At 57.5% G+C, this 19,827-nt stretch carries 15 protein-coding genes and 1 pseudogene; 7 read left to right on the plus strand and 9 right to left on the minus strand.

Translation table 11 applies throughout. The features are described 5' to 3' along the window. Positions 1-141 precede the first annotated feature (141 nt). Positions 142-1,554 (minus strand): dihydrolipoyl dehydrogenase, encoded by a 1,413-nt coding sequence (lpdA, locus tag CHU71_RS11970; protein ID WP_100087996.1) that lies wholly within the window; start codon positions 1,552-1,554, stop codon positions 142-144. Between the two features lie 789 nt (positions 1,555-2,343). Between lpdA and CHU71_RS11975 the strand changes: the two genes are divergently transcribed. The 6 genes from CHU71_RS11975 to rfbA all read left to right on the plus strand — a co-directional run bounded on the left by CHU71_RS11975 (position 2,344) and on the right by rfbA (position 9,719). Beyond that, the gene (locus tag CHU71_RS11975) at positions 2,344-3,423 is read left to right on the plus strand and encodes an alpha/beta hydrolase family protein (RefSeq protein ID WP_147761187.1); all 1,080 of its coding nucleotides are present in this window, start codon (positions 2,344-2,346) and stop codon (positions 3,421-3,423) included. A gap of 50 nt (positions 3,424-3,473) precedes the next feature. Beyond that, positions 3,474-4,826, plus strand: coding sequence for a M1 family metallopeptidase (locus tag CHU71_RS11980; RefSeq protein WP_147761188.1), 1,353 nt, complete (start codon positions 3,474-3,476; stop codon positions 4,824-4,826). A gap of 276 nt (positions 4,827-5,102) precedes the next feature. Continuing rightward, positions 5,103-6,389: an HNH endonuclease signature motif containing protein gene (locus CHU71_RS11985; protein ID WP_223197272.1), complete on the plus strand. Its 1,287-nt coding sequence runs from the start codon at positions 5,103-5,105 to the stop codon at positions 6,387-6,389. 92 nt (positions 6,390-6,481) lie between these two features. Beyond that, the gene (gene rfbB, locus CHU71_RS11990; protein ID WP_147761190.1) at positions 6,482-7,489 is read left to right on the plus strand and encodes a dTDP-glucose 4,6-dehydratase; all 1,008 of its coding nucleotides are present in this window, start codon (positions 6,482-6,484) and stop codon (positions 7,487-7,489) included. 9 nt (positions 7,490-7,498) lie between these two features. After that, the gene (gene rfbD / locus CHU71_RS11995; RefSeq protein WP_070421005.1) at positions 7,499-8,842 is read left to right on the plus strand and encodes a dTDP-4-dehydrorhamnose reductase; all 1,344 of its coding nucleotides are present in this window, start codon (positions 7,499-7,501) and stop codon (positions 8,840-8,842) included. A 10-nt stretch (positions 8,843-8,852) separates the two neighbouring features. Further along, positions 8,853-9,719 (plus strand): glucose-1-phosphate thymidylyltransferase RfbA, encoded by an 867-nt coding sequence (gene rfbA, locus CHU71_RS12000; protein ID WP_147761191.1) that lies wholly within the window; start codon positions 8,853-8,855, stop codon positions 9,717-9,719. On the opposite strand, the gene CHU71_RS12005 is transcribed toward rfbA, so the two are convergent. From CHU71_RS12005 to CHU71_RS12015, 3 genes are read right to left on the minus strand one after another with little or no spacing between them, the layout of a single operon-like run. Further along, positions 9,720-10,340 carry an MBL fold metallo-hydrolase gene (locus tag CHU71_RS12005; protein WP_147761192.1) on the minus strand — a complete coding sequence of 207 codons (621 nt, stop codon included), beginning with the start codon at positions 10,338-10,340 and terminating at the stop codon, positions 9,720-9,722. 31 nt (positions 10,341-10,371) lie between these two features. Next, on the minus strand, positions 10,372-11,487 hold the full coding sequence (locus CHU71_RS12010; RefSeq protein ID WP_147761193.1) for an S-(hydroxymethyl)mycothiol dehydrogenase: 1,116 nt from the start codon (positions 11,485-11,487) through the stop codon (positions 10,372-10,374). Between the two features lie 59 nt (positions 11,488-11,546). Continuing rightward, the gene (locus tag CHU71_RS12015) at positions 11,547-12,359 is read right to left on the minus strand and encodes a GDSL-type esterase/lipase family protein (RefSeq protein WP_147761194.1); all 813 of its coding nucleotides are present in this window, start codon (positions 12,357-12,359) and stop codon (positions 11,547-11,549) included. Between the two features lie 235 nt (positions 12,360-12,594). Here CHU71_RS12015 and CHU71_RS12020 point away from each other — a divergent pair, with 235 nt between their 5' ends. Further along, complete coding sequence (locus tag CHU71_RS12020; RefSeq protein ID WP_147761195.1) at positions 12,595-14,238, plus strand: AMP-binding protein; 1,644 nt, start codon at positions 12,595-12,597, stop codon at positions 14,236-14,238. Positions 14,239-14,508: 270 nt separating this feature from the next. Here CHU71_RS12020 and CHU71_RS12025 read toward each other — a convergent pair whose 3' ends face one another. From CHU71_RS12025 to CHU71_RS12045, 5 genes and pseudogenes are all read right to left on the minus strand, one after another. Next, the gene (locus tag CHU71_RS12025; RefSeq protein WP_370450521.1) at positions 14,509-15,801 is read right to left on the minus strand and encodes an IS256 family transposase; all 1,293 of its coding nucleotides are present in this window, start codon (positions 15,799-15,801) and stop codon (positions 14,509-14,511) included. 238 nt (positions 15,802-16,039) lie between these two features. Further along, positions 16,040-18,151 carry a SpaA isopeptide-forming pilin-related protein gene (locus CHU71_RS12030; protein WP_147761197.1) on the minus strand — a complete coding sequence of 704 codons (2,112 nt, stop codon included), beginning with the start codon at positions 18,149-18,151 and terminating at the stop codon, positions 16,040-16,042. A 315-nt stretch (positions 18,152-18,466) separates the two neighbouring features. Continuing rightward, entirely contained in the window at positions 18,467-18,727 is a 261-nt protein-coding gene (locus tag CHU71_RS12035; protein WP_255456446.1) for an integrase core domain-containing protein, read from the minus strand. Further along, entirely contained in the window at positions 18,649-19,389 is a 741-nt protein-coding gene (locus CHU71_RS13210; RefSeq protein ID WP_147761199.1) for an IS3 family transposase, read from the minus strand. The genes CHU71_RS12035 and CHU71_RS13210 overlap by 79 nt, the downstream gene beginning before the upstream one ends. Positions 19,390-19,509: 120 nt before the next feature. Further along, a pseudogene (locus CHU71_RS12045) lies at positions 19,510-19,738 on the minus strand (hypothetical protein). Positions 19,739-19,827: the final 89 nt, after the last annotated feature.

Genomic DNA, 19,827 nt, shown 5'->3' on the forward strand with positions numbered 1-19,827 from the left:
GAAAGACAAGACCCCGTGGTCGTACAAGCATCCCGTTTGTTCTCGCGGGATCGCCACCAGCAGGTCTGTGTTTCCAGGGCTGGGTATTTGCCAGAAGATGCAGAAAAGGCCCCCTCGCGGGGGCCTTAACGCAAAAAGCGCTTAGAGGTTAATCATGTGGCCGCCGATGCCCTCGGCAGCTTCCTTCATGGCCTCAGAAAGCGTCGGGTGGGTGTGGATGTTGCGTCCGATTTCCTCTGCGGTGAGGTCGAAACGCTGTGCCAGCGTGAGCTCCGGCAGGAGCTCGGAGACGTTGGAACCAACCATGTGGCCACCGATGAGTTCGCCGTACTCGCCATCAGCGATGAGCTTGACGAAGCCGGCGGTCTCGTTGAGACCAGCAGCCTTACCGTTTGCGGAGAACGGGAAGGTAGCGACCTTGATCTCGCGGTCAGCAAACTTCTCACGTGCCTGCTCCTCGGTGTAGCCGAAGGAAGCAACCTGCGGGTTGCAGAAGGTAGCACGTGGCATGTTCATGTAGTCACCCAGCAGCTGGGTCTCAGCACCCGCGATGACCTCAGCGGCAACAACGCCCTGTGCCTCAGCCACGTGTGCGAGCTGCAGCTTCGCGGTGACGTCGCCAATAGCGTAGATGCCCGGAACGTTGGTGCGCATGTAGTCGTCGATCGCGATTGCACCGCGCTCGGTGAGCTCAACACCGGTGTTCTCCAAGCCGAAGCCCTCCACGCGAGGTGCGAAACCGATGGAGACCATGCAGCGGTCAACGGTCAGGGTATCGGTCTTGGAGCCGTCCTTGGACTCGACCTCAACGGTGACGTTGTCACCGTTGTCCTTGATGGAGGTGGTCTTGAAGCCGGTCAGCAGCTTCACACCAAGCTTCTTGTACTGCTTAGCAATCTCCTTGGAGACGTCCTTGTCCTCGTTCGGCAGAACGCGGTCCATGAACTCGACGATGGTGACGTCCACGCCGTAGTTAGCCAGGACGTATGCGAACTCCATGCCGATTGCGCCGGCACCCACGATGACCATGGACTTCGGAGCGTCGTCCTTCAAGATCTGCTCCTCAAAGGAAACGATGTTGCCGCCGATTTCGACGCCCGGGAGGGAGCGAACGACGGAGCCGGTTGCGATGATGCAGTTGTCGAAGGTGACGGTCTTACCCTTGTCATCACCCTCTGTGATTTCAATGGTCTTTGCGTCCTTGAAGGAGCCAAGGCCGTTGATCTCGGTGATCTTGTTCTTCTTCATCAGGTAGTGGACACCTTTGACGATGCCCTCAGAGACCTTGCGGGAGCGCTTGTGAGCAACACCGAAGTCGAAGGAGACATCACCAGAGATGCCGAAAGCCTTAGCCTCATGGTTGAAGGTGTGTGCAACCTCGGCGTTCTTCAACAACGCCTTGGACGGGATGCAGCCAACGTTGAGGCAGACGCCTCCCCAGTACTGCTTCTCAATGACAGCAACCTTCTTACCGAGCTGGGCTGCGCGGATGGCGGACACGTAGCCGCCGGGGCCCGCGCCGAGTACTACAACGTCATAATGTTCATTAGTCACGCATATAAGAATACGTAACTTCGTGCGCTGTGTCTCTCTCCCCCCGCGATTGTGTGCATGGGCGAGAGATGGGGGCGTCGGCAAGCATGTGCTCCCCACCAACGATGAGCAAAAAAGAACCCGCCTTCGGACCTATATAGGCACCGTGGCGGGGGCAGCGTTGGCTAATTTAGAACAGACCCATGGCCAATGCCGCGTTGGAGGACATGGAGGAACCAGCGTGGATCCATCCACCGAGGACGTTGTTGATCATGACGAGAAGGGTATCAAAAGCGTTCATTGAGCTTCACTTTCTATTGTTTCTGGCTGATTTAGGTGCAGGCCACACGCCAAAGGGGTGGGCCGCAGACCGGGTTGCACATATATTAACGGGCTTTCATGCGACGTCGTTACGTGCCACATGGTTTCCGACGCAGAAGATTATGACACAAAAACCACCCCCACACCACTGCTAACTTCAATAACTTCACGAAAGTCCTATGATCATTGCCCACCATCATCGACAGGCAAACCCCGAAAGTCACTACAAGACACTGCCACCTAGCAATTTGTGCAGCTTAGCCAGCCTTGACCAACACGCTGCACAAAAGACATTCCCCCAAGCCGCCGTTTTGAAACAGTAAAATTCATCGGAAATTGTTAACGAATACGAAGCGGTCGCCGATATCCCAGTCACCGAATGGCTTACTGAACTGAGATTGTTTACCCCTACTGGCTCCGCACGGTAGACCAGACAGCATGAACACAGTAAGCTCTCCTTGTCACTCTTCAGATGTTGGAAAGAAGCCAATGAAGCGAATTAGCACTATCATCGCAGCAGCAGCCATCGCTGCTGGCGCTCTCACTGCACCTGCCGCAGGTGCTGCAACCCTCACCCCACAGCAGGTAGCTGGCGAGACCACCCTCTCGGAGGTCTCCGATCTACAGGTCACCCCAGAGGTAGAAGCAACCAAGTGGTTCCAGAAGTACAAGGACGATGCACGCGTCCTGAAGCTCCAGGCCACCTCCCCTGCTATGAACGGCCGCGTTGTTCCTTTGGCAGTGATCCGTGCGAAGGACGCTAACCGCCCAACCATCTACCTGCTCAATGGCGCAGGTTCCGCTGAGCAGGATTCTGACTGGCTAAACCTGTCCCAGGCCGTTGACTTCTACTCCCAGAAAAACGTCAACGTCGTCGTTCCGCAGGCCGGCGCTTTCTCCTACTACACCGACTGGGAGCAGGAGCCGAACGGCAGCTACCTCTCAGGCCCGCAGAAGTGGGAGACCTTCCTGACCAAGGAGCTGCCGACCGCCCTCGAGGGCCGCCTGCAGGCTTCCAACAAGCGCGCCGTTGCGGGTATGTCCATGTCCGCAACCTCCTCCCTCCTCTTCGCTCAGCACAACCAGGGCTTCTACGATGCAGTAGGCTCCTTCGCTGGCTGTGCCGCTACCTCCACCCCGCTGGAGCACCAGTTCCTGCGCCTTACCGTTAACCGTGGCGGCGCTGAGCCGGAGCAGATGTGGGGCCAAATGGGCTCCGAGAACAACCGTTACAACGATGCCCTGCTCAACTCCGAGAAGCTGCGCGGCACCACTCTCTACGTTTCCTCCGCAACCGGTCTCGCTGGTGAGACCGACACCTCTTCTTACTACACCGCGCAGGGTATGAACCCAGCCGTTGCACTCATGGGCTCTGCCCAGCTGCAGGTCGAGGGCGGCATCATTGAGGCTGCAGTCAACCACTGCACCCACAATCTGAAGGCAAAGCTGGACAAGCAGCAGATTCCTGCAACCTTCAACTTCCGCAACGTCGGCACCCACTCTTGGCCGGGCTGGCGCGAAGACATTGAGAAGTCCTGGCCGGTATTTGAGGCAGCACTTAACTCCTAGGCTTTCTCGAATAGGGCTTTAGACCTTAAGGGCGGTAGGATCGCAGCATTATGAAGCTGCTTTCCACCGCCCTTTCGCATGTCGCCTCAACCGCTGGTCAACTCTCCGAGTACCACGACGAGTACACCGGTATTGCGTTTAATTTAGGCTTCGAGGTGCTCCACTACGACTTGGACCTCACCTACCGCGTGGAGCCCAACATGCTACAGGGCGTGGCGGTGCTGCACATGCGTGCACTTGACGACGTCGACAAGCTCACGCTTGATCTTGGTGGCGCCATGGTGGCACGCCGTATCACGGCTAAAAATGCACCACGCGTAGCGAAGTTCCGGCAATCCACCAGCAAGTTGCGCATCAGCTTCGCGGAGACCGTGGAGGAAGGCAGCGAGTTTGAGCTCCACATCCGCTACGGCGGCTCCCCGCGCCCGATTCGCACCCCATGGGGCGAGCTGGGGTGGGAGGAGACCGAGTCAGGATCCCTGGTGGCTAGCCAGCCCAACGGCGCTCCCAGCTGGTTCCCGTGCGATGACACCCCGAGCGAGAAGGCCACCTACGATATTCGGATTACCGCAGACGATCCGTTCCGTGTTATTTCTAACGGCAAATTGGTCTCCCGCAAGCAGGCCAGCGGTTCCACAACGACCTGGCATTACCGCACCGAGCACCCCATGGCCACTTACCTCGCCACGGTGCAGGTCGGTGAATTCGTGGAGATTGATTTGGGCAAGCACGTTCGCGCATGGGCCCCGGCGCAGCTCAAAGAGGCGGTCAAGCGCGAATTCGCACAGCAACACGAAATGTTGAAGTTCTACGCCGATTGCTTTGGCAGTTACCCATTCGACGAATACCAGGTCGTCATTACCGAGGACGAGCTAGAGATTCCACTGGAGGCCCAGGGGCTTTCCATTTTCGGCTCGAACCATGTCTCGGCTACCTTTGAGCGCCTCATCGCTCACGAACTTTCCCATCAATGGTTTGGTAATTCGGTGGGGCTTAGGGAATGGAAAGACATTTGGCTTAATGAGGGCTTTGCCTGCTACTGCGAGTGGCTGTGGATGGAGCACGCGCACGACCAGCCTGCGCATGATTCGGCGCGTTCCCACTACAACGTCTTGGCACGCAAAAAGCAGGACCTTAAGCTTTCCAATCCCGGCACACGCGACATGTTCGATGACCGCGTATACAAACGTGGGGCCCTCACGGTTCACGCTTTACGCCGCCTGCTTGGCGACGTCGCCTTCTTCCGCGCCGTCCGCTCCTATGTAAAGGCCAGCCAGCATAACGTCGTTAGTCCAGCGAATCTCATTGAACGCCTACACGCAGAGAGCGAGGATCCGGCTGCCGTGGACGCGCTGCTTGAGCAGTGGCTGGATCACACGGCGCTACCCAAATTCCCCGCATAGCTCGTCACATAACTGTCTACCCTTACCGAGTGTTTAATTCGAAAAGTTTTTCTACTTCCCTATTGACACCCCTTTAGGATTCGATATAATAGAACATGTAATCGAATACGGGGATTCGAGAGGGGGACGGACACAATGCAAGACAAGCATGAGGCAATAATTTCCACAATCAATAGCATTACGAGCTCGCTAACTTCACTGCGAGAGCTCTTGAAGGATCCCTCTGATGTCTACTTTGGGCGCCCCCACCCTGCTTTTGAGCATCTCGAAACCGTAATGAGTAAGAAGACCACCGTGGATGCGGCATTCGCGTTCATTGCCGCGCGCGATGATGCTGGGCGCGTGGTGGGGTCGAGCAAGCCAGAAGACTACCTCACGGCGAGACTGGGGCTCACTTACGCCGAAGCTCAGTCACGGATAAAGACGGGGCAATCACTTTTTGCGCCGCTTGCTGAGGTCTCCCCTTCTGAATCTGCACCGTCTGAAACGCTGCCAGTGGGCGAGGAAGCTAGCGATGAAGAGCGCAAGCGAGAAGAGGCTGCTCGCGAGCGTGCTCGGCGGGAGCGCGCGGCAGCCGAAAAGCGGCGCCGGCAGATGCTCGAGGAAGATGCCGCGCGCGAAAAGACCATCGCGCTCATTGAGCGCGAATTGGAACACCTCACTGAGGGCGCGACGCCTGGGCCACAAGAATTGCGCCAACAAGCCTTGGAGAAGTCCCGCGAGCTTTCCCATACGGCGTTGCGGGATTGGCTGCGCAACGCTATCCGTCAGGCCAACAAATCGGTTTCGGATGTGGATGCGGTCTTTAAGAAGCGCCGCTTGCGCATTTCGCAGCCAGATGCCGACGGAGGCGTGTTCATCAGCGGCTATGTCGATGCTGCTACTGCGGCGATGCTCAAGGCTGCTTTCGCACCAGCCCGCCATCAGGGCGGACCAAATGTCCCCGCCGAGGAAGACTCGCGCACTTATTCGCAGCGCATGGCGGATCAGCTGGCGGCAATAGTGCACGACTACTTGGAGTCGAAGCAGCACACTAACGGCGGAGTAGGTTCCCTGCTCATCACCACCACGTTGAGCGAGTTGGAGGAGATGGATTCTTCCACGAGGTTCGCCACCAACACAGGAGTGGAGCTTTCCCCGCTCGACCTGTTGCGCATAGGAGCTGCATCGCATGACTTTATCTGCGCAGTAGATGACAAAGGTTTCCCGCTGGAACTTGGCCGCTGCAAGCGCAGCGCAAGCCTCTATCAACGGATTGCTTTGGCGGCATCAGAGCTGGTGTGCTCGCGGCCGGGATGTGATAAGCCCTGGGTCGAATGCGATGTCCACCATATTCATGCTTGGGCAGCCGGTGGGACCACGGACTTACGGAACTTAACGCTCCAATGCAGAGGTCATCATGTTGATAACAATGACCAACGGGACGGGGCCAGAAATATGGGTCATGCGGAACGATGCCCCAAAACAGGAAGAGTGGGTTATCGCCCCGCAGGTTCGGGGCAGATCTTTCTCAATGACAGTCCGGCTGCGCAAAAAGCTCCAGCGCGCAAACTCAGTGCCTAACCGCAGGACAAGTGTGCCTTGCGGGAGGGCCACGCTGGCGTTTTGCTCCGAAGCTGAGGAAGGATAAGTGCGGTGGCCTAAACTTGGTAGCCATGCACAGAATGCTCGTCACAGGTGGCGCCGGATTCATCGGCGCAAACTTCGTTCGTCTCGTAGCTAAGGAGCGGCCGGAGGTGGAAATCACGGTCCTCGACAAGCTCACTTACGCCGGCAATCGCGCGAACCTTGAGGGAGTCGAGGCACGGCTAGTGGTCGGTGATATCGCTGACGCCGTGTTGGTAGACGAGCTAGTGGCGCAGTCGGACGTAGTCGTTCACTTCGCCGCTGAGTCGCACAATGACAACTCGCTGCGGGACCCTTCCCCCTTCATTCAGACCAATGTGGTGGGAACGTTCACACTGATCGAGGCGTGCCGCAAGCATGACGTGCGATTCCACCACGTGTCCACCGATGAGGTTTTCGGCGACCTTGAAATCGGCGCCGACACGAAGTTCACGGAGTCCACTCCGTACAACCCTTCCTCACCGTACTCGGCCTCCAAGGCCGGCTCGGACCATCTCGTGCGTGCCTGGGTGCGCAGCTTCGGTCTGCGGGCGACCATCTCCAACTGCTCCAATAACTATGGCCCGTACCAGCACGTGGAGAAATTCATTCCGCGGCAGATCACCAACTTATTGGATGATCAGCCCGCAAAGCTTTATGGCACCGGCGAGCAAGTGCGCGATTGGATTCACGTCGATGATCACAACGCAGCAGTGCTGGCGATTTTGGATCGTGGCGAAATCGGTGAAACCTACAACATCGGTGCCGACCAGAAAGACATCAACAACAAAGAAGTCATCGAAGTGATCTGCCAGATCATGGGAGCTACCGACAAAACTGGTAAGGCCCACTACGAGCACGTGGCAGATAGGCCGGGTCACGACCAACGCTATGCCATGGACGCCTCGAAACTGCGCCGCGATCTCGGCTGGGTCCCGCGCTACACGGACCTCCGCGTGGGGCTTGAGCAAACAATCACGTGGTACCACGACAATGAGCAGTGGTGGCGTCCGGTGAAGGGCGACGTCGAGAAGCACTACGCACAGCAAGGACAATAAGAGGCAATCATGCAGATCAAGAAGACAGCCATTGAAGGCCTGCTCATCGTGGAGCTGGATGTGCACAGCGACAACCGTGGCTGGTTCAAAGAAAATTGGCAGCGCGCCAAGATGCTGGATGCCGGGCTGCCGGACTTTCAGCCGGTGCAGAACAACGTTTCTTTCAACGCCACGAGGGGTGTGACTCGCGGCCTCCACGCCGAACCATGGGACAAGCTGGTGAGCGTCGCCCATGGCAAAGTTTTTGGCGCGTGGTGCGACGTGCGCGAGGGTTCTCCGACCTACGGCGAGCTGGTCACCCACGAAATTGGGCCGGAGACCGCCGTCTTTGTGCCCTGGGGCGTGGCCAACGGTTTCCAGGCGCTGGAGGAAACCGCCTATTCCTACCTCGTCAATGACCACTGGTCACCGGATGCGGAGTACACGTTCGTGAATCTGGACATGGTGGATTGGCCGCTCGAACCCACGGAGATCTCTGACAAAGACCGGGCTCACCCACGCCTTGCCGACGTCACCCCCATGGCCCCGCGCAAAGTATTGGTCACCGGTGCAAACGGTCAACTGGGGCGCGCGCTGCGCCAAGTGTTGCCCCACGCTGAGTTCTGTGCACGCGAGGACTTCGACATCTGCAACCCACCTGAGCGCCATTGGCGGCACTACTCCACAATCATTAACTGCGCTGCCTACAACGACGTCAATGGGGCCGAGTCCGACCGCGCCCGCGCCTGGGAAGTCAACGCCCTAGCGCCCGCGAAGCTCGCGCGCATCGCCGTGGAGAACAACCTGACCTTGGTGCATGTCTCGAGCGACTACATCTTCGACGGTTCCCAGAAAATCCACACCGAGGAGGAAACACCCAGCCCGTTGAGCCTGTATGGGGCGTCGAAGGCGGCAGGTGAGGCGTCGGCAAGCGTGGCGCCAAAGCACTACATCGTGCGTACCTCCTGGGTCTTTGGGGACGGCAATAACTTCGTCAAGACCATGGCGCGGCTTGCCAAACAGGGCGTGGAACCGAAGGTGATCCATGACCAGCACGGGCGGCCGACCTTCGCCGAGGACCTAGCCAAGGGCATCGCTCACCTGCTCAAGGTGCAGGCACCCTACGGCATCTACAACATATCCTCCGGGGGCGACAGCGTAGGCCGCGACGAAATCGCGATGGCCACGTTCATCGGGCTCGGCCACGACCCTTCCGAGGTCCACCCGGTCAGCACCGAGGAATACGGCGATGAGCCCGCGCGGCGTCCGCTGGAGTCCACGCTGGATTTGTCCAAGATTGAGGCCACCGGCTTTAGCCCTATGAACTGGCGCGCGGCGATTGCGCTGTACCTCGCGCTCTACTCGCTGGATTAAGGTTGAATGCATGAAAGGCATCATCCTCGCTGGCGGTTCAGGCACGCGCCTCTACCCCATCACCAAGGGCATCTCGAAGCAGCTCATGCCGATCTACGACAAGCCCATGGTCTATTACCCGCTGAGCACTCTCATCCAGGCGGGCATTCGGGAGATCCTCATCATCACCACGCCGGAGGATTCGGCATCCTTTGAACGCCTGCTTGGCGACGGCTCCCAGCTCGGCCTCATGCTCTCCTACGCGGTACAGCCACGGCCCGAGGGCCTGGCGCAGGCTTTCCTCATCGCGGAGGACTTCATCGGGGATGACTCGGTGGCCTTGGTACTGGGCGATAACATCTTCGAAGGCCACGGCTTTGCCACCGCGCTGGGGCAGTGCCGCAATCCGGAGGGCGGCATCATCTTCGCCTACGAGGTTTCTGATCCGCAGCGCTATGGCGTGGTGGACTTCGACGCCGACGGCAATGCGCTCTCGATTGAGGAGAAGCCGGAAAGGCCCAAGTCCAACCATGCGGTGGTGGGCCTATATTTCTACGATAACTCCGTTGTTGAGATCGCCAGGTCTATCGAGCCCAGCGCCCGCGGGGAGCTAGAAATCACTGCGGTCAACGAGGAATACCTGCGGCGCGGGCAGCTGCGCGTGCAGCGCATGCAGCGCGGCGACGTGTGGCTGGATACCGGCACCGTGGACTCCATGAGCGAGGCCTCCGCCTACGTCGAGGTCATGCAAAAGCGCACCGGCACGGTGATTGGTTCACCCGAGGTGGCGGCCTACCACGAGGGTTTCATCTCCCGGCAGGCCTTGGCCGCGCTCGCCGATCCACTCATGAAATCAGGCTATGGCGCCTATCTGGTGGACGCAGCGAGCGAGGGCTAACTAATAGCCGCGGGCCACGTACTCGTCGATGCGGGCAGCCTCTGCCCCTACCGTGGTTTCATCGCCGTGACCTGGCAGGACACGAGTCTCCGGGGGCAGGTGGAACACGACGTTACGCAGCGACTCGATGATGACGTCGAAGTCGGAGTACTTGCGGCCGGTAGCACCGGGCCCGCCATTGAAGAGGGTGTCTCCGGAGAGTAGAACGCCGTCGGATGGCAGGTGTAAGACCACACAGCCCGGGGAGTGGCCTGGGGTGTGGAACACCGTGATGTCCTCGCCGCTGACCTGGAACTGCTGGTTATCCGCCAGCGGGGTGAAAGGCGCACCGCCGTTGGACTCCTCCCATAGCATCTCATCGTCGGGGTGGAGATAAACCTCGGCTCTAAAGCGCTCGGCGGCCGCGGGCGCGAGGTCACAGTGGTCATTGTGGGCGTGCGTGAGGAGGATGCCCTTGACGGGGCGGTCGCCAACAATGTCGGCCACTGCGTCGAGGTCGTGGGAAGGGTCCACCACGTAAACGCCGGAGGCGTCGCCGATGACGTAGACGTTATTATCCACGTCCCACTCCCCGCCGTCGAGGCGAAACTTACCCGAGGTCACTACCTTATCGATCTGCATCTTTGCTCCTTCTTGGTTGCACCCTAGCGGTTTACGCGAACTCTACGACAGAACGCAGAACCTTGCCGGACTTCATGGTGGTGAAGGCTTCCTCGACGTCGTCAAGCGCAATGCGCTCCGAAACGAACTTGTCCAGCGGGAACTGCCCATTGCGGTGCAAGGAGACGTAGGCCGGGAAGTCGCGCTCCGGGAGGCAATCACCGTACCACGCCGGCTTGATGGAACCCCCGCGGCCGTACAGGTCGATGGCTGGGATATCCACGTGATCGCTAAGGTTAGGAACGCCCACCATGACCATGCGGCCGGCGTGATCGCGGGAGTAGAAAGCCTGGCGCCAGGTCGGCTGAATGCCCACTGCATCGATGGTGACGTCGGTGCCGAAGCCCTCGGTGAGGTTGCGGACGGCCTCGACGACCTCGTCCTCGCTCAAATCCTTGGTGTTGATGGTGTCGGTGGCGCCGAACTCGCGGGCGGTTTCCAGCTTGGATTCGTCAATGTCCACCGCGATGATCTTCGCAGCACCTGCCAGCTTGGCTCCTGCGATGGCCGCAGTGCCCACGCCGCCGCAGCCGAATACGGCGACGGACTCGCCCAGCTGAATGTCGGCGGTATTAACCGCAGCGCCCAGGCCTGCCATGATGCCGCAGCCCAGCAGGCCAGCGGCGGCAGGATCCTCGTCTGGATCCACCTTGGTGCACTGACCCTCGTGAACCAGGGTCTTCTCCGCGAAGGACCCGATGCCGAGCGCTGGGGTCAGCTCCGTGCCGGCGTCCTGGTCGCCTTCGGCCAGACGCATCTTCGCGGAAGCATTATGGGTGTTAAAGCAGTACTTCGGCTCACCCTTCTTGCAGGCGCGGCACTCGCCGCACACGGCGCGCCAGTTCAGGATGACGAAGTCACCGACCTCCACGTGGGTTACGTCGGAGCCCACGCGCTCGACGACGCCCGCAGCCTCATGGCCAAGCAGGAACGGGAAGGCATCTTCGATGTCGCCGTCGCGGTAGGCCAGGTCGGTGTGACACACACCGCAGGCCTGAACTTTTACGATGACGTCGTTTGCGCCCGGCTCGGGCACGACGATGTCAACGGTCTCTACTGGTGCGCCCTTGGAACGGGCGATTACTGCTTTAACGGTTATTTCGCTCATGCGGCCGAGCCTACACAGATTTTCAACAAAACCGCACTAATGAAAATGTCTTTCAGAATCTAGGATGCGGCAATAACGTTTGCCGCATGCTCGTGACCGCGCTGGTTGATGTGCAGCGGCAGATTGCCGTCGCCGGCAGTAAAGTCCACAAGACCAGCCCACATGCGCTGATCCGCGTTCGCACACATGCCGTTATTACGGGAAGAAGGCTTCATGTCGAGAAATTCGACACCCGTACGGGACGCAAGGTCAACCTGCATCCACTGGGCTGCGTTCTCCCAGCCTTCCACCTGCGGAAGGTAGGTGCGATCCGCCGGAGTTGGGCCAACGTGCAGCAAGCAGTAGCTCCCCGCGGAACCAATGGTCGGATAGCCCACAATCTGAATACGCGCGTTCGGCGCAGCAGCACGAATGCGGTTAATCAAAGGTGCATTCGCATCAACAAAGCGGCGACGCAGCTCGCCCTGGCTCATTCCCGGGTTGTTGTAGGTGTCATTGAAACCGGTGGCGTAGAGAACTCGACGCGTCTCACCGCTGAGCGCTCCCGTCTGGATAGCGCGATCCACCTGGGAGAACATCTGCGGCCCAGGAGAGAAGGAAACGGCGCCGGAACAGGAGAAATCCGCGACCGGCAGGCCCAGCTTCGCACCAGTGCGCTTTGCAAAGTTATTGGACTGCGGGCAATTCACACCACCAGCACTTTGAGAGCTCAAACGCGCCTGCAGGTAGGCCCCCGCATCAGGGTCTGCCAAAACGGAGTCACCGAAAGCCACCAAGTTACGCTCAGCCGCAACCGCCTGCGGCACCTGGCCAACCCCAACTGCAACAAACATAGCGGCGGCGACAGCAGCCACTTTCTTCTTCAGCTTCATTAGATTCCTCTCGAAATTTGTCGCGCATTATCCTAGCGCAACCTGGACGCTCGTCCAGTTGACCGCCAGGAATCCGGATATTCAGAAAATGTGTTTAGAATCAAAAGTATCCTACGCTACTTTAGGGCAACTTCTGTAACACTAGCAACATTTGCCCCCTTCAGAGCAACGGTTAGCCTCGAAAATACGATAGAGAAGCGAATAGCTCTCCAAATTATTTTGAAAATAGGTTTATATGTCTTTCAATTTTTCCGATTTAGCTTTCAATGCTGCGGCGATCAGCCGCTTTGTCCCCGAACTCTTCAAGTCCGGAATCATTACCCACCACGACGGAATCACTCCCCTGATCAAGGCAGGACCAATCCTGACCCGCTACCGCTTCACCACGGCGCGCGAGCTCGAGCAGGGCTACATCACCTGTCCAGATCGCATTGCGCTTATCGATGACGACGGCGCCCTCACCTACCGCCAGCTGCGCAATAACGCGCAGACCCTCGCCAAGCACTTGCGCGCGCTCGACCTGCCGGAGATCCGCCTTGGCGTCATGGCTCGCAACGGCCGCGGCATCATTATCCCGCTCGGCGCCAAAGGCTACGCGGGTGCCCACATCTTCCTGCTCAACGTGGGTTCCTCTCCGGAACAGCTAGCCGGTTGCATCGAAGAAAACAACATCAACGTCCTCGCTATCGATGACGAATTCATCGACCGTCTCGATCCGGCCTATTACGAGAAGCTCGAGGTCATCATCAGCCACGACTCGGGCGCGGAACATTATGGATTGCGCACGCTAAGCGACGTCGTCAAGCACCCCGAGGCCGTCTCCCAGGTCCGCCTGGACAAGTACCCCAAGCATGGCCACATCGTGCTGATGTCTTCCGGCACCACCGGCATCCCGAAGGGCATCATGCGCCCAGAGCCGACCCTGCCGGTCGTGCTTGCCTCCATCGTGGGCAACATCCCGTGGCGCGCAAACCAGAAGGTGCAGATGACGGCGTCCATCTTCCACACTTGGGGTTGGGCCTGCGTCAACATCGCGCTGGGTCTGCGCAACACCATCGTGACCCGCCGCGACTTTGACCCGGAGCTCGCACTCGACGATATCGAACGCTACAAGCTCGACGGTCTACTCTCCTCGCCGGTCTTCTTCCGCCGCATGGTCGAGGTTGACCCGGAGAAGCGTTATGAAACTTCTTCGCTAAAGTTCATCGCTTCTGCAGGCCACGCGCTCACGCCGCAGATTGTGGAGGAAACTAACGAGCGCTTCGGACCCATTCTGTGCAACGTATACGGCTCCACGGAGCTCGCGCTCGCCTCCACGGCGACGATGGAAGAAGTGGCCAAGGACCCGACCACCGGCGGCAAGGTGGCTTCGGGCACGAAGCTGCGCATCCTCGACGAGGAGGGCATCGAGGTGCCGCGCGGCGAGGTCGGCGAGATTTACCTGACCAACTCCACCGCGTTGATTGGCTACACCAACCCGAAGATCAAGCTAAACAAGATTGACGGGCTGATTTCCATCGGCGACTTGGGCTACATCGACGAGCAGGGTTACCTGCACGTAGTAGGTCGCGCCGACGACATGATTATCGTCGGCGGCGAGAACGTTCACCCGCAGTCGGTCACTGAGATTCTGGAAGCGATGCCGGGCATCCACGAGGTGCACGCCGGCGGCGTGGAGGACGAGAAGACCTTCCAGCGCATCGCGGTGTGGGCTGTGACCACCAAGGATTCGCTGGGCAAGTCCGTGACGGCGGAAACCATCCGCGAATGGGTGCGCGAGAACCTGGCGGACCACTCCGTGCCGCGCGATGTCCACTTCCTGGACAAACTTCCGCGCAACGCTACGGGCAAGGTGGTGCCGCGCCTGCTGCAGAGCTAGGCCGCCCGTCTTCCGCATTTGCCCAGGCCTGGGCACCCAGACCTTGAGGTCGCGTTCGCACGCGCTTGACGAGAGACTGCGGGCCTTTTTGTGAGACCTCGTGTAGCGCGAGTCATATACTGGTTTGTAGGGCTAATTAGAATAAGGGGATACGGACATTTTTAGGAATGTTCAGAGTAGCAGTTCGCGTATGCGTTGATTGGTGCTTAATCCTTCGAACTCAAGCGTGATTATATGGAGGGTGTCAGTCCGTTTGTGTACGGGATTGATTTACAAGTATGCGGCGAACCTGTCGGGGTAGGCCACGGATAGCTGATTGATTGCCTGCTTCCAGTTGCTGGTCTTGCTGCCTTCGATAGGTTGCTTGGCTGAAGCAGAAGCTTTGGCTCCTTCTTTAGCGCGGCGGGCAGCACGACGGTCCTCGATGTTATAGATCATCAACCACAGCGTCTTCACTGCCGCTGAATCCGACGGGAATTGAACGCGGTTTCGTGTTGCTTTCCGCAGCTGACTGTTCATCGATTCGACGGAATTGGTGGTGTAGATAACCTTCTTTGCCGCTGGCGGGAACTGCAGGAACGGAATGAACCTGTCCCACGCTTCGCGCCAGACTTTCACTGATTGCGGATACTTCTGGCCAAGCTCGCTGGCCTCAAACTCATCGAGCGCACGTCGAGCTTCATTCTCGTTGACAGCGGTATAGATGCCTCGTAGATGCTTCGAGACCTCTTTCCGGTCGCCGTAGGCTACCGACCTGTTAGCGGCACGAATCAGATGCACCACGCAGGTTTGGACCATGGACTCCGGCCAGGTTGCCTGGATTGCTTCGGGAAAACCTTTCAGTCCGTCACAACAGACAATAGAAACATCGTTGACACCGCGGTTGGCGATTTCTGCGCACACCTGCGACCAGAATGCTGCACCTTCATTGGTAGCTACCCACAAGCCCAAGATGTGCTTGATGCCTTCCATGTCCACACCAACAGCCATGTAGACCGCCTTGATGACGACGCGTCCGTTGTCACGGACTTTTACACGTAGGGCATCAAAGAAGATGACTGGATAGAACTCGTCGAGTTGCCTGGTCTGCCACGCGGTGACTTCCTCTAAGACCGCATCGGTGACCGCGCTAATGGTATCTGGCGGCAAGTTCACGCCGATGGTGGTAGCCAGATGATGTTCGATGTCACGCACGGTCGTTCCGCCCGTATACAAACTAATGACCATGTCATCGAGGTCGGTAAGTCTGCGGCTGCCCTTGGGAACCATACGCGGCATATAGGTGCCTGCTCGATCTCGAGGGACACTGATATTAACTGGTCCGTATGCCGAGTCCACGGTTTTGGGATAGGAGCCGTTACGGCTGTTGGATTGGCCGGCAGCTTCTTTAGCAGCCCGGTCGCCATTGGCGTAGCCCAGGTGTACATCCATTTCCGCGCTGAGCCCACTGTTAATCGTGGCCTGCAGCAAGCCACGCACCAGCTTGTTGGCGTCGGCGGTTGATTCACCCAGCTCCTGGATCAGCTTGGCGGTTTCCGGGTTCTCCGTCAGCCGGCGGCTGATATTGGCGACGCGCTCAGCGTCACCATGTGTCTTCGGGGACTTAGGCAGTCATTGTTGCGCACTCTCCTTCGTGATTGAAGATTAAACCTCAGACACAAAGCTTCCGACACCCTCCATGTCTTTTGCTACTTAACCCCACGAAAAAGTGAAGTGCAGGGCAGTGACGCATATTTGCGCATCACTGACCTGCGCTTCAACAACTTGGACCGCTTTCAGTAAGCGAGCCAAGCTTTAGGGTTTAGCTCCTCTTACGGCGAGAAACTAGGACGACGCCACCAGCAATCAGCATACCGGCCAGCAGCGTAAGAGTGCCCACCTGAACGCCTGTTGTTGCCAAACCTTTCTTACCAGCCTGCGGCTTGGACGGCGCCGGAGCCTCAGAGGCAGAAGACGTAACCGGGTTCACAGGCGTGCCTGCAGTGGTTTCCTCGGTCTTCTTAGCCTCGGTGATAGCAGTCGACTTGCCACCATCAGCAGTACCGCCCTTCTTACCAGCCTTCGGCTTGGACGGCGCCGAAGCCCCAGAAGTAGGAGACGTGCCCGGGTCCACAGGCGTGCTTTCAGTGGTCTTCTCGGTCTTCTTAGCCTCGTCGATAACAGTCAGCTTGCCACCATCAGCAGTAGCAACCTTCTCACCATCAACCGTTTGCTGCACATCAGTCGTAGTCACCTTGCCATCAGCATCAACACTGAACGCGATATCAGAAACCACCTTAAAGCCCTCAGGCGCAACAGTTTCCTTAAACACATAGTCACCAGCAGCAAGCTGAATCGTCTTCGACTCACCCTCAACCGAAGTCCAGGACACTAGCTTCTTACCATCAGCACCAGCAGACCAAACCTCAATCTGAGCCCCAGCAATCTCCTTACCAGCAACATCAGTCTTAGAAATCACCACATCAGAAGACTTAGGAGCCACAGCCTCGTCGATAACAGTCAGCTTGCCACCATCAGCAGTAGCAACCTTCTCACCATCAACCGTTTGCTGCACATCAGTCGTAGTCACCTTGCCATCAGCATCAACACTGAACGCGATATCAGAAACCACCTTAAAGCCCTCAGGCGCAACAGTTTCCTTAAACACATAGTCACCAGCAGCAAGCTGAATCGTCTTCGACTCACCCTCAACCGAAGTCCAGGACACTAGCTTCTTACCATCAGCACCAGCAGACCAAACCTCAATCTGAGCCCCAGCAATCTCCTTACCAGCAACATCAGTCTTAGAAATCACCACATCAGAAGACTTAGGAGCCACAGCCTCGTTGAAGATCTTAACTGTGCCATCCTTGAAGACCACCGAATCGCCTTGAGTATTAACAGTTACGCTGCCGTCTTTGGCAACAACAACCTGCGCGATCGGGAAGCTCGGCTTGTTAATAGGCTTGTAGTTTTGGGGTGCTTGGAGTTCCTTCAGCAGATAGTCACCGGGCGACATCTTAATTTCCTTCGCCGCATCCTTACTACTAACCCAATCGAAATCCCCTGCTTTCCCATTAATAGTGGAGCTATTGAACTGGGGTTGCAACTTCAGCTTCGCTCCAGCAACAAACTCCTTCGTATCTTTATCTAACTTCTCAAAGTTAACTTTAAACTCGCCATCTCCTGGCTCGTTAGGATTATTCGGCTCCGGTGAGATCGGCTTATCGTTCTCGTCAAAAAACTGGCTGCTCAACAGGTTTTGCCACTGCGTATATCCGGCCGGCGGATTAACGTTGTCGGTAGGTACGTAAACATTTAGCTTAGAACCCTTAGGAACTTGCTTTAGCTCGAATTTCGTACCAAAAGTCAAGGTCTCGGACTGGCTTTGGCCAATCATAACCTTGTAAGCCTTGAGTGCGTCTCCACTCAATTGATGCGCAGCGTCGTAACCGTCAGTCAAATGCCAAATCGCATTCTGCGTAGCATCTCGCAACTGTTCTTTAGTCAGATCGCCCTTCTTAATGGCTCCCGTAGCGTCATTGGGATAACCAACCCACATCAAAGCCAAAAGCTTTTGCGTAAGCTCCTCACCTTGTTTTTCAGTGAAAGCTCCCAGATCGGATGGGTCATCAGACTTCTTGAACTGCGGAAGTCCGTCTGCTCCCTCTTTCCCCAGCGCCGTGGGATAAGCACGATGAAGGTTCATGCAATAGGCAGGCTCCCAGTCCTCTCCTTGCTGTGGCCGCACCTGAAAATGATTAGAGCCCGGCGCAGTCATTGAACCTTCAAAAACTTGCTTATCATCCTGCGCCCACGACACTACCGCAGTGCACAGCACCATGACTAAAACCACGAACAGCGCAAAAAATGCGCTACCGCTGTTCAGCCTTTTCAAAACGCTACCCTGCGGCAGCGTTCGATGGAAATCCATCTTTCCCCTTTCTTAAGTTATTAATCTAAGAACACCGAAGCTAATGCTTCCTCACAAAGAGAAAACAGGCGTATTAACTTGGACCCCGCTTAGGGGCGAAAACACCCAAACTCAGTCCTAATGCCAAGGATAGAAAGCCTCAATATTCAAAATAGTCTATCCCACTAAGCTATCTAACCTAACGCTTAGATTTATCTGTGTAACATCCCACATACCTGACCAGCAAACCCGCACTGTGCGATACCATGGTCCGCTCATTCACCCGACTCCGCCAAAGCGAAAACAGGAGATTTTGAAGTGTCCTGGGTTTTGTTCCTAGGCATGTGCCTTGATTTCGATTATTTCTTGACTGGGGTGGTGTTCCCAAAACTCGGCTTCAAATTCAACCGGCATGCGATAGTCCAAGCTCTGGTGGAGCCGTGATTCGGTCCACCAGTTGTCCCACTCGAACGTGGCGATTTCCACGTCGACGACATCGGCCCATGTTCGCCCATGAATCAGCTCATTTTTGTAGGAGCCGTTGACGTTCTCAGCCAAAGCATTGTCATAGGAAACACCAACAGTGGCGGTAAACACAGTACTTCCGTACTCAGCCAGGCGCTCGTTTTAGACCACGGTTCACATATTTCGAGCCGTGGTCTAAATGGTGAACCAAGCCCGTTGTTTCCTTGGCACACATGGTCGCCTGGTTGCGCGTCTGCAGCTGCAAAGGCTTCGGCGCGCATCGAAAGCCGACAGCGCCCACCCGACAATCTTCCAGGAGTACACATCAGTGACGAAAGCTGTTTACACGAACCCTTTCCTGGTGCGCACGTAGGTAATGTCCGCCACCCACAGCCGATGAGGGCAAGGGGCCTAAATTCCCGATTTACCAAGTCTGGGTGAAGATCCGGGCCTGTGGGCTTACGCGTCGTAATTGGTGCCCCACCTTTTCCCTTGCCGGACAGACCAGCGCTGCGCATCAGCCGGGCTGTGTGCTCGCGGCCAATGTCAACGCCCTGGCGGCGCAGCACGCGCCACATCTTCCGCACGCCGTAGACGCTGTGATTTTCAGCGTGAACGTCGCGAATATGCTCTACAAGGGCAGCGTCGCGAAGAGCGCGGGCGCTTAAGCCCCGGGCCTTGGATTGGCGGTGTCCACGCGAGCTAAGAAAACCGCCTTCGCGATGCGTGTTTAACGTCTGGCAGATGAACTCGACGCAGAAACGATTCCGATGCTCATCAACGAACCGGATCATTTCTTAACGTTTCTCAGTCGAGTTCGGATGCGAAAAAGCCGAAGCGGCCTTCAATAACTCATTGGTGTCCCGCAGCTGGCGATTTTCTCGACGCAACCGTGCGTTTCTGCAGCAAGGTCCTCAGGCATTGATTCCACAACACGCACTTCGCGTCGAGCGGGCTTGCGTCCATTGCCTCGCTGCGTGCCACAACGCGCCCAGCTTTGCTGCCACGATCTTGCATGCTTCCTGAGTCGAAATGCTCTCCACCAGAATGCGATCTTCTACCAAGCGGACGACTCGGTCCTTCGCCTCCTGGTCAAACTTCTTCGGCATGTTCCAAATTTTCCCATCTACTGAAACGGGACAAAACCTGGGGCGCTTCAGTCCCCGACGCCCCGATCCCCACCTGCAGTTCTGGGCATTCAGGCCTGGGTGTTTGCAGTATTCAAGAGCCGA

The organism is Corynebacterium sp. LK14 (assembly GCF_008042215.1).
Classification (GTDB): domain Bacteria; phylum Actinomycetota; class Actinomycetes; order Mycobacteriales; family Mycobacteriaceae; genus Corynebacterium; species Corynebacterium striatum.

What these genes read in the sequence shown, in the direction of transcription:
- CHU71_RS12020 (WP_147761195.1), top strand. Translation starts at nt 12,595, where the DNA reads ATGTCTTTCAATTTTTCCGATTTAGCTTTCAATGCTGCGGCGATCAGC.
- CHU71_RS12030 (WP_147761197.1), bottom strand. Translation starts at nt 18,151, where the DNA reads ATGGATTTCCATCGAACGCTGCCGCAGGGTAGCGTTTTGAAAAGGCTG.
- rfbA (WP_147761191.1), top strand. Translation starts at nt 8,853, where the DNA reads ATGAAAGGCATCATCCTCGCTGGCGGTTCAGGCACGCGCCTCTACCCC.
- CHU71_RS11975 (WP_147761187.1), top strand. Translation starts at nt 2,344, where the DNA reads ATGAAGCGAATTAGCACTATCATCGCAGCAGCAGCCATCGCTGCTGGC.
- rfbD (WP_070421005.1), top strand. Translation starts at nt 7,499, where the DNA reads ATGCAGATCAAGAAGACAGCCATTGAAGGCCTGCTCATCGTGGAGCTG.
- CHU71_RS11980 (WP_147761188.1), top strand. Translation starts at nt 3,474, where the DNA reads ATGAAGCTGCTTTCCACCGCCCTTTCGCATGTCGCCTCAACCGCTGGT.
- CHU71_RS12015 (WP_147761194.1), bottom strand. Translation starts at nt 12,359, where the DNA reads ATGAAGCTGAAGAAGAAAGTGGCTGCTGTCGCCGCCGCTATGTTTGTT.
- CHU71_RS12005 (WP_147761192.1), bottom strand. Translation starts at nt 10,340, where the DNA reads ATGCAGATCGATAAGGTAGTGACCTCGGGTAAGTTTCGCCTCGACGGC.
- CHU71_RS12010 (WP_147761193.1), bottom strand. Translation starts at nt 11,487, where the DNA reads ATGAGCGAAATAACCGTTAAAGCAGTAATCGCCCGTTCCAAGGGCGCA.
- CHU71_RS13210 (WP_147761199.1), bottom strand. Translation starts at nt 19,389, where the DNA reads ATGATCCGGTTCGTTGATGAGCATCGGAATCGTTTCTGCGTCGAGTTC.
- rfbB (WP_147761190.1), top strand. Translation starts at nt 6,482, where the DNA reads ATGCACAGAATGCTCGTCACAGGTGGCGCCGGATTCATCGGCGCAAAC.
- CHU71_RS11985 (WP_223197272.1), top strand. Translation starts at nt 5,103, where the DNA reads ATGAGTAAGAAGACCACCGTGGATGCGGCATTCGCGTTCATTGCCGCG.